This window comes from Streptomyces sp. NPDC111802 (genome assembly GCF_055634335.1).
The window spans coordinates 1-7,623 of record NZ_JBVKCZ010000117.1 but is presented as its reverse complement, the minus strand read 5'-3'; the positions used below and the strand labels follow the sequence as shown (position 1 = coordinate 7,623).

At 65.3% G+C, this 7,623-nt stretch carries 4 protein-coding genes and 1 pseudogene; 2 read left to right on the top strand and 3 right to left on the bottom strand.

The features are described from left to right. Window positions 1-295 precede the first annotated feature (295 nt). The gene (locus ACZ7NC_RS43770; protein WP_471497637.1) at window positions 296-955 is read right to left on the bottom strand and encodes a hypothetical protein; all 660 of its coding nucleotides are present in this window, start codon (window positions 953-955) and stop codon (window positions 296-298) included. A 480-nt stretch (window positions 956-1,435) separates the two neighbouring features. On the opposite strand from ACZ7NC_RS43770, the pseudogene ACZ7NC_RS43765 reads away from it, so the two are divergent. After that, window positions 1,436-2,088: pseudogene (locus tag ACZ7NC_RS43765) on the top strand (IS6 family transposase); the annotation flags it as partial. Between the two features lie 71 nt (window positions 2,089-2,159). On the opposite strand, the gene ltrA reads toward ACZ7NC_RS43765, so the two are convergent. Further along, entirely contained in the window at window positions 2,160-3,446 is a 1,287-nt protein-coding gene (gene ltrA / locus ACZ7NC_RS43760) for a group II intron reverse transcriptase/maturase (RefSeq protein WP_471497635.1), read from the bottom strand. A 1,795-nt stretch (window positions 3,447-5,241) separates the two neighbouring features. On the opposite strand from ltrA, the gene ACZ7NC_RS43755 reads away from it, so the two are divergent. Beyond that, window positions 5,242-6,798: a gluzincin family metallopeptidase gene (locus ACZ7NC_RS43755; protein WP_471497633.1), complete on the top strand. Its 1,557-nt coding sequence runs from the start codon at window positions 5,242-5,244 to the stop codon at window positions 6,796-6,798. Between the two features lie 113 nt (window positions 6,799-6,911). Here ACZ7NC_RS43755 and ACZ7NC_RS43750 read toward each other — a convergent pair. Continuing rightward, window positions 6,912-7,623: transposase (locus ACZ7NC_RS43750; protein WP_471497631.1), on the bottom strand; the 712-nt coding region annotated here is incomplete at its 5' end.

The following is a 7,623-nucleotide window of genomic DNA, read 5'->3' as shown; positions in this document are numbered from 1 at the left end:
TCCAACACGCCTTCTCCGCCACCGCGATCAACATCATCCGGCTCGACGCCCACTGGACCGACACCCCCGCACGCCCCCGCGCCAGCCGCCTCGAACGCCTGGCCTACCGGCTCACCGCCTGACATCCGGCCACCAAGAATTGAGCAACAGAGTCCTCGCCCACACCAAAGCCCGCCAACAGGCCACCGCAGCCTCTTGAACCCTGTTCGTCGACGCCCCGAGGCCATGACTGCCTGTGTCTGATGCCGACATGCCAAGCACAGGTCTTCGGGTGTGCCGGGGTGAGCGGCGGTCCTCAGCCGATTTCGGACGGACCGCAGGTCTGAGCCGCGTGGAGCGGCACGGCAAGGGTCAGCACGACGGTGACGGCGACCGTGGCGAGCCACACTGCGTACAGCACTACGGGCCGCGCTCGGCGACGCGAGATCACCCACGCGATCCACCCGGCCAACGATCCGGCGGCCAGCGCCGCCACGAGGCACAGGGCTACCACATTCCCCGAGACCGGATCCACGGGCGCATTCGCCGTGCAGTAGTCGCTATCGTTCGTCAGCGCGATCTCCAGCAGCACCACGAAGATCGCGAGTGCCGACATCGTCCAGGCCACGGCAGCCAGCACCTGGTACAGCACCCTGGGCCAGGACCGCAGGGCGCCCGCCAGCACGGCACACATCAGCAGGAGCGGCACCGCCATCAGCCCAAACGGCACCGCCATCGCCTGCGCCAGCCCCCACAGGCCCGCGCGGTACTGGCTGACCTGGGGGTCGTCGGCCCAGTAGAAGCCCTTGAACGCCGCACACACTGAGGCGATGACCACCAGTGCGGCCAGCGCGAGCGCATGGACACGGGCCCGGGGCGCGTCCGGGAAGGATGCGGGCCAGACGATGTCCCGGAACCGGCCACCCGCCCCCGGGCTGACGGCAGCCCTGCAGCGATCCGCGATCACGAGCCTCACGTCCCACTCCCTCTTCGTACGCTGTCTGCTCCCCACAGGCACACACACCGTGAAGGTCGGGGCCCCATACGAGCCTGGCATATCGCGGGCCCGCGCCGTATCCGTGAAACTACGTAAGAAGCCGCGTAGACGAGCGTCACAAATCGGCAGGACTCTTTGGCCTGGACCGGTTTGACGAACCGCCACCCCAGCGACTCGTTCCCGTCCCTACTCGCCGACTTCAAGAACATCCGCACCCGCCGGATCACTGTTACCACCATGAACGGACACGAATCAGAGGTATCCAGATCTCGGCTCGCAAGCCAACTGTGCAACACCAGGCATCGGCCTGGTGACACCTCGGCCAGAAAGAGATCCGCGCACGGCTCTCACGGGCTCAGGTGGGGCCAATCGGCTCGTTCACAGCAGGCCCCGAAGATGGCGTTATCAAGTTGAGGGGCGGGGTGCGATGATCTTGGTGTAGATCGTCGTGGGAGGAGCCTGCTGGTGGACACCCCTGCCCCGTCGTACAAGGGCTTCCGGTTCCCGCCGGAGGTGATCGCGCACGCGGTCTGGCTGTACCACCGTTTTCCCCTGTCGTTCCGTGATGTGGAAGAGCTGCTGTTCGGGCGTGGCATCCAGGTGTCCTACGAGGCGATCCGGCTGTGGTGCGAGCGGTTCGGTCCCGAGTACGCGCGCCGGTTGCGCCGCCGGCAGCCCCGGCCGGGTGACCGTTGGCATCTGGACGAGGTCTTCATCAGGGTCAACGGGCAGATGCGGTACTTATGGCGCGCGGTGGACCAGGACGGCAACGTACTGGACATCCTTGTGACCGACAGGCGCGACACCAAGGCCGCGAAACGCCTCTTCCGCAAGCTTCTCAAGGGCACCGAGACCGTACCCCGGGTGATCGTGACCGACAGGCTCCGCTCCTACGGCGCGGCCCACCGTCAGGTGATGCCCTCCGTCGAGCACCGCTCCTCGAAGTACCTCAACAACCGGGCAGAGAATTCGCATATCCCCACGCGAGAGCGCGAGCGGCGCATGAAGGGCTTCCGCCGCGCCGGCACCGCCCAACGGTTCCTGGCCCCTTCTCCCGGATCTCACCGCACTTCCGCCCCCGCCGACACCTGATGACCGCCCCCGACTACCGCACTGAGATGCCGAGTAGCCGAGGGGAATCTCACCCCTCGGCTCTCACAGATCCGTACGTGACAGTCGCCCGTCATACGGCTCTTGTCGTTCTGATCATCAGATCGATACGGACACGGCGGTGCAGCGCCAGTGCGCGAACATGCGGGGATGTCGCTGGGCGATCTCCTGCATCTTCGCGACGGCCTTCCGCTTGGCCGCGAGTCGTTTGTACTTCTGGCGGATCCAGCGCACCAGGTAGGCGTTGATGCGCATCAAGAAGGGATACAGCTCCCAGGGCCCGGAACCGGCCGTAGTAGTTGATCCACCCTGCCACGACAGGGTTGATCCTGCGGGCGAGGTCGTTGAAAGACAGTTCCGAGCGGGTGTGCAGGTGCCAGGACCGCACCTTGCGGCCCATCTTCTTCAGGGCGTCCTTGCTGACTGCCGGCTCGAACGACAGGAACAGGTTCCCGTGCCGACTCCGGTTCAGTCTGGCGCGGAAGGTGTACCCGAGAAACGTGAACGCCGTGTGCTCGAAGGCACGTTGGCGTACGCCGTCCTGGCAGTACACGATCCGGGTTTTGGCCGGATGCAGTTGCAGCCCGACCTCGTCCATCCTGTTCGTGAGCGCAGCCAGCACTTCGCGGGCCTGACGCTCACTGACGCAGTGCAGCACAGCATCGTCCGCATAGCGTTCGAACTGTACGGTCGGGAACTCCCGGACCATCCAGGCATCGAACGCGTAGTGCAGGAACAGGTTTGCCGAAACGGGAGAAACCGGGGCACCTTGGGGCGTCCCACGCTCCCGTTCCCGCAGGGAGCCGTCGGGCAGTTGAAGCGGCGCGCGGAGCCACCGCTCAACATACAACTTCACCCAGACGGCGTCGGTGTGTGCTTCCACCGCCTTGACCAGGAGGTCCCAGGGCACACTGTCGAAGAACTTGGCGATGTCGAGCTCTACCACCCAGCTCCGTTTCCAGCAGCGTTCCCGGCACTTCTCCACAGCGTCCAAGGCAGACCGTCCGGGCCGGTATCCGAAACTGTCCGGGTGGAAAATAGGATCCACCCGCCGCATCAGATGCCGGGCCACCACAGTCTGAGCCACGCGATCAGCGACAGCGGGAATTCCTAGCATTCTTTCGCCGTCTCCATGCGGCTTGGGGATGGCCACCGCACGCACCGGAGGAGGAAAATACGAGCCCGACGACATCCGGTTCCAGACCTTATAGAGATTGTTCCTCAGGTCTTTCTCGAAGTCGTCGATACTTTGCCCGTCCACTCCCGGCGCTCCCCTGTTCGCCCTGACCTCCTCCCACGCTTCCTTGACTTCCCACTTCGAAATCTCAAACGGCTTGACCTTTGACATCAACTGGTCCACCGAACTCCTCCCGGGCACTGCCCGGTTGATGCGATCAACACAGTCACGAACGACCCGGCACCTTCGCTCCGCCCCCATTACAGGGGCTTCGTCACTACTACACGCCGGTCCGCCAGCACGCCCCGCCTCGGTACTCAGCCCCTCGCAGTGTCCGCTGCTTGGGGGGGGCTCCCTCTCGCCCGCCACAGGGGCAGGACAGTATCGGGGCACGCCTTCTCCTGTTCCATGCGGAAGCCGCAGACCGGACTCACGTCGCCTACATACCGGACACCACCTGGCCAATAGACGGGCACCCGCCAGGCTCATCCCGGAGTTTCGGTCACACCCCGATTTCGATGTCGTCTGAAAGCGTTTCGATACGTCAGCAGCGATTCACTTGCGTTCGTCTTTCCGGTCCCCACCTGACGCCTCTCACGACGCCTTTTCCCCATCGCTCACCACGACAGTCGTCAACTAACGCAGCATGAGGCAGTTTGACGCCTCCCCCCGCAGGGCGACACCGAAGGGCCACAAATCCTTCATCTCCCGCACAGCATCATTTCCAGAAGCTGCCCTACAACCAACTCCCTTTCATGTTCAGGACACAAGACCGAACGCTTCCGCGCCTGGAACCAGGTCACCGGCTGCCCCGCGACCGTCTGACACCGGCCGACACACGGGAGAAGCACGCCCCGACACACCCTCAACACCAGCCACCCCCAACAACGTGACAATGCCTCCCCTGCTGAAGCGGCCGCGCTGAAGGTCTACATCTCGCGTACGCGTACTTGCCGGGCCCGTCGGGCCAGGCGCTCAGCGGGCATTGTCACGTTGTTGGGCTCGGAGTGGCCTGACGGTATGTCAGAGTGTTGTGTGTGCCGGAGACGCCATGGCCCGAGGAACTGCGTAAGAAGACGCTACACACGCGCTGGGCTGGGTTCCTGCCGCTGGATGTGCGCTTGGCTTGCAAGGCCGCGGCCTCGCCCCTACGGACATGTCGCCGCACAACATGCTGGTGCCCCCAGTCGGCGAACTGACGTTGCTGGACTGGGCGCTTGCCTGCCCCGCCCCTGCCTGGGCGGACACGGCACTGACGATTCCGCCGCTCATCTCCGCCGGCCACACCCTCGAACAGTCTGAGATGATCGCCCGCCAAGTTCCTGCGTACCGGGCCGCCGACCCCGCCGCTGTCCCCCTGTTCGCGCGCACCGTCTATGCGGCATGGGAGGACTGGGAGCACACGCGCCCGATGCCCCTCGGGCCGCGCTCACGACCGCCGCCAAGGACTGGGCAACGGCCCGCTGCGTCCGCCCGGTCTACTCCTGGAGCAGTACCGCGTTCCAGTACTGGCCCGCCCCCGCCCGTGCGAGGTCGGGCCTTCGCTATGTCCAGAGGGGGTGTTACACCCTTGGGCGCATTGGCCCGAGCACGGTCCGGGCTGCTGCCACACCCCGGCCGGCCCGCCCGCTGCCCGTGAGGGCGTGACTTCCACCATATGACTGGCAGCAGGTGAGGTTCTGTTGCTACTACTTCACAGGCGTGGCTTAGTTGCGCTGTTCACAACTCTTGCGCGCCTGCCATTTTCTTTTGTCTCGCATCTGACATGACCAGAGTCACACCTATCTTTGCATATTGGAATTCGGTAGCCAACGGGAGTGACGTGCCCCCGGACTACCGGTATTTTCATGCCGTATTGACCAGCCCATTGCCACACTCTTTCCTCGCAGGCCGCTCCCGGTTACTTAAGATCCCATGCCCACGGGCGCAGGCTCTTGGTAGTTGGCGAGAGACTGCGACAGATCACTGGAGGATTTTCGTGCCTCGCACGAAGCATCGGCGCACCATCAAACGCCGCACGATCGTCATGTCGTTCGCCTGTGCCGCCGCGATCGCGGCGGGCGGACTGACTGCAGTGGCGTTCAACGCCGAGGCAGCCAAACCCTCAGGCTCCCCCATCGGAACCGCTTTGGCCGCCCCGCCCACGTCCGGGTACCACGTCAACTCCTACGATGTCCGGCTCGACTACGACCCGGCCAAGGAAGCCCTGTCGGGAGGGGCGACCTTAGACCTCGTCGTACAGGAAGGGCGGGACACCCTCGACTTCCAGCTGCAAATGCCCGCCCGCTCGGTACAGATCGACGGGGCTGCGGCTGCGTTCTCCGCCGACAAGAGCACCTTGCACGTGAAGCCGAGGGGGCAACTCACCCCGGGGCAGCATGTCAAGGTGCACGTCACCTACGAGGGCAGCCCGCGCCGCACGCTCGACAACCCGAGCGAGGACAACATAGCTTGGTCGGCGACCAAGGACGGTGGCCGTTACCTCGCACTTGGCACAGAAGGCGTGCTGTTCCCGACCAACAGCGACCACACCGACCGTTCGGCCGTGCACCTTCAGGCCCGGGTCCCCGACGGCTGGACCGCAGTCTCCAACGGCCCGTCGAGTCCCCCCTCGAAGGACGGCAATCATAAGGTCTACCGGTGGGACAACACGGAGCCGATGAAGGCCGGTTACCTGCACTTCGGTGTGGGCAACGAGTGGACCGAGTCGGACGCGAGGCTGCCGGATGGTACCCCTGTGCACTTCGTCTTCGGCGGTGGGGCAGAAGGCCGGGGCAGGAAGCTGGCCGAAGTCCTGCCGGAGGCCGCCACTTGGGAGGCGGGCACCTTCGGGAAGTACCGCCACGACAGCCTGACCGTCTCCTTCCTGGACTTTGAGGACCCGTACACACCGAGCGTGACCGGATGGAACACGATCTCCCTGGCCCTGGAGTACCAGTCGGAGGCGGGAATCCAGCCCGTCACCCCGGACGTCCTGGTCCACGAGCTCGCGCACACCTGGCTAGAGGCCGTGCAGTCCCAGGACAACTACGTGGAGGAGACCATCCCCACCTACTTGCAATGGGCCTGGCAGGAAAAGTTCCGGAACACAGACCTCGGCACGATGTACCAGGACGAGGTCAAGGAGATCCAGTGGCAAAACGCCAACGTGTACACGATCAGCGGCGCGGGCATGTACGCGCTCCGGCGGTTGGTCGGGGACGCTGCCTTCGACCGCGCCCTGCAGGGCTGGTTGCCCGACTACGCCGGCCAGTCGGCCGCCTGGGACGCCTTCCGGACCTCGCTGGAAACGCATTCCGGCCAGGACCTGAAGCCGTTCTTCGCGGCTTGGTTCCCGCCCGAGGGAACCAAGCCCAGCTATCCCGGTGACGACTTCGTCTGGCCCGCCTGGGCCAGAGACCCCCTGCAGAACAGCAGTCCGTCGGCTTCGCAACCTCCAGCGACCGATCCGAGCAGCCAAAGCTCCCAGGCCCCTGCCCCCTCCTTCTCTGACGGGCGCGCTGACCCCAGCAACCCCGTCCCTTGGGGCATGTGAGCGGTTGCAGGCGTTCTGGACCAGCTCGGGCGCCATGGTTGTCGCCCCCAGGTACTGCCACATCCCGCTGACCTTGATAAACACCTCATCGAGATGCTTCCCAATGCTGAAAGTCAAGCCGTCGCGGTGACTGGGGGTGCGATCTGGTAGCACCGTCGGTCACGGATCAGGGCCCATAGGACGTTGACGCGTCGGCGGGCGAGGGCGAGCACGGCCTGAACGTGGCGTTTGCCCTCAACGCGTTTTCTGTCGTAGAACTTCCGCGAGTTGGGGTCGCACTGGATGCTGACGAGTGCCGAGGTGTAGAGGACCCGCTGCAGGCGCCGGTGGTAGCGCTGGGGCCGGTGGTGGTTGCCGCTGATCTTGCCCGAGTCGTGTGGAGCGGGGGTCACCCCGGCGAAGGCGGCAAGGCGGTCGGGGCTGGGGAATGCGTCCAGGCTGCCGCCGACGGCGACAAGGAACTCCGCACCGAGGACCGTGCCGATGCCGGGCATGGACTGGATCACTTCGGCGAGTTCGTGCTCGCGAAACCGGCCCTCGATGAGCTTGTCGGTCTCGGCGATCTTCTCGTTGAGGGTTATCACCTCTTTCGCCAGGGTGTGCACCATCTTGGCGATCGCGCTCTCGCCCGCAACGGCGGTGTGCTGCCGATCGGCAGCCTCGACGGCCTTGGCGGCCAGGGCCTGGGGGTTGCGGACCTTGCGGTTGGCCAACCAAGTAGTCAGCCGGCCCAGGCCGGTGCGGCGGATCGCTGCCGGGCACTGGTAGCCCGTCAGAAGCAGCAGCGACCCGGCCGTGCCGAGGTCCAGGGCCCGTTCCAGGGCC